Source organism: Hydrogenivirga sp. 128-5-R1-1, from assembly GCF_000171895.1.
The window spans coordinates 1-2,513 of the sequence record NZ_ABHJ01000112.1; the positions used below are offsets into that span (position 1 = coordinate 1).

Below are 2,513 nucleotides of genomic sequence, written 5' to 3' on the forward strand. Positions count from 1 at the left end.
ACCTAAAGATATAGCCTTTTCGTATAATCTTTTTGCCTGGTCATATTTATCTTGCTGCATGTAATAATTTCCAAGTTCTTCATAAGCAGGGAGAAAGAAATTGTTGTAAGCAATGGCTTTTTTTAGAGATTCTTCATATCTTTTCAAATTACCTAACTTAAGATAAACAAGCGCCAGATTATAGTAAGCTTTTTCTTTATTTTTATAGTTTGGATTTTTTATAGCCTTTTTAAAATAATTTTTCGCTGACCCATAATCTTTTTTCTTTGCCAGTAAAATTCCTAAATTAACATAGCTTTCTGCTTTTTCAGGATTTGTCTGTATCGCTTTTAAAAAATATTCCTGGGCTTTATCTAACTCTCCTACTTTTGTATATGCTATTCCAAGAGCATTTAAAATATCTGGGTCTTTTGGTTTTATAGCATATGCTTGATTTAAATTATAAATAGCCTCTGCCACATTACCACTGTTTAAATAAGATACACCCATCTTAAAATAATACTGAACTGTTCTCTCTATTTCTTCTTTTGATGGTTTTTTTGTAGCACAGCTGTAAAAATTAAATGCAAAAAACAATAAAGTTAATACATATACTGTTTTTCTCATTTTAAATTTAATTCTTTTATTTTTTTATGTAGAGTATTTCTATGGATACCTAATAAGTTAGCTGCTTTTGATATGTTTCCTTTACTTACTTTCAATGCTTCCTCTATTAGTATTTTTTCAAACCCATTAATAATATTATAATATATATCTTTTTCATTATTTAATAATTTTGTCTGAATTTCTTTCCTAAACATCTGGTAAATATCAAAGGCTGGTTCATTTCTTACTTCAGGAGGAAGTAAATCAGGAGTAATAATTCTTTCTCTATATATGGAAATTAATTTACTTACTAAATTTTTTAACTCTCTAACATTACCTGGAAAATCATAATTTTGCAAAATTTCTATAGATTCTTCTGAAAATCCACCCTTTTTTAACCCTAATTTTTTTAATGTTTGTTTTGTAAAAAGATTAATAAGCTCAATAATATCTTCTTTCCTTTCTCTCAAAGGAGGCAAGTTTATCTCAAAAACAGAAAGTCTGTAAAACAAATCTTCTCTAAAAAGTCCTTTTTCAACTAAGGCTTTTAAGTTCTCATTTGTGGCTGCTATTATTTTCACATCTATTTTAATACTTTTATTAGACCCAATAGGAATAATCTCTTTTTCCTGTATTGCTCTAAGTAATTTTCCTTGAGCATCATAAGTTAACTGGCTGATTTCATCTAAAAATAATGTCCCTTTATCTGCAAGTTCAAATTTTCCTTTTTTTGATGTTATTGCTCCTGTAAAAGCTCCCTTTTCAAAACCAAAAAGCTCACTTTCAATTAAATCACCTGGTATTGCAGCACAATTTATAGCTATAAAAGGATTTTCAGACCTTGGACTGAATTTATGTATTAAATTTGCAATAACTTCTTTTCCTGTTCCACTTTCACCTGTTATTAAAACAGGCTCATCTGTAGTTGAAGCTCTTCCTACAAGTTTGAAAACATTCGCCATTAATGGACTTTTTCCTACTATTTCAGTGGAAACGTTTATTTCATTAGTTGGTATTTTTATTGTTTCTTTTATCTCTTTAACAATTTTCTTTATTTTATCTATATCAAAAGGCTTTGGTATGTAATCGTAAGCTCCAAGTTTCATAGCTTCAATAAGATACTTATAATCGTTATAACCGGATATCATTACGACAAAAGGTTTTTCCTCAAATCTGGATATTTCTTTTAATATATCAATACCATTGGCATCTTTTAAATTAATGTCTAAAAATACAATATCAGGTTTAAGCTCTTTAATAAGATTTACTGCATTTTTGCCCCTTTCAAAAGTGTAAACTTCTATATTTTCTTTTTTAAGTATTTTTCTAATCACATTAAGAATGGTTTTTTCATCATCAAAAACAACCGCTTTCATTTTTCACCTTTTATTGGAAGTAATATTTCAAACGTAGAATTTCCTATGTATCTTAACAATCCTTTATGTGCTTTTACTATTTTATAAGAAATTGAAAGTCCCAGTCCCATTCCATTTTTCTTTGTTGATGTTAATGGATAAAAAAGTTTATCTTGAAGTTCTTCTGGTACACCTTTACCACTGTCTTTTATTCTAATAAACACTTTATCTCCTTTTGGAGAATAAACCTTATCCCAGGAAATACCTGTTCTAATTTCTATCCATCCTTTTTCTTTTATTGCTTCCACTGCATTTCTTACAAGGTTTGTCAAAACCCTGATAATTTGTTCTTCATCAACTTTTATATCAGGTAAACTTGGGTCAAACATTTCTATAAATTCCACATTTCTGTACTGGGCTTTGAAATTTTTTAAAACTTTTCTTATTATTTTATGTATGTTGTGAATTTCCTTTTTTAACAAAATCTCCCGAGATAGAAATGTAATTTCATTAATGATACCTTCCAGTCTTTTTGCTTCAAATAAAATATCCTCTATAAGCTCTTTATCTTCA

General features: G+C 28.2%; 3 protein-coding genes. All 3 read right to left on the reverse strand.

All coding sequences use genetic code 11. The features are described from left to right. A partial coding sequence (locus HG1285_RS04645) for a tetratricopeptide repeat protein (protein ID WP_008288592.1) occupies positions 1-606 on the reverse strand: 606 nt, incomplete at its 3' end. Further along, positions 603-1,961: a sigma-54 dependent transcriptional regulator gene (locus HG1285_RS04640; protein ID WP_008288593.1), complete on the reverse strand. Its 1,359-nt coding sequence runs from the start codon at positions 1,959-1,961 to the stop codon at positions 603-605. The genes HG1285_RS04645 and HG1285_RS04640, both read right to left, overlap by 4 nt. Then, positions 1,958-2,513: ATP-binding protein (locus HG1285_RS04635; RefSeq protein WP_008288594.1), on the reverse strand; the 556-nt coding region annotated here is incomplete at its 5' end. The genes HG1285_RS04640 and HG1285_RS04635, both read right to left, overlap by 4 nt.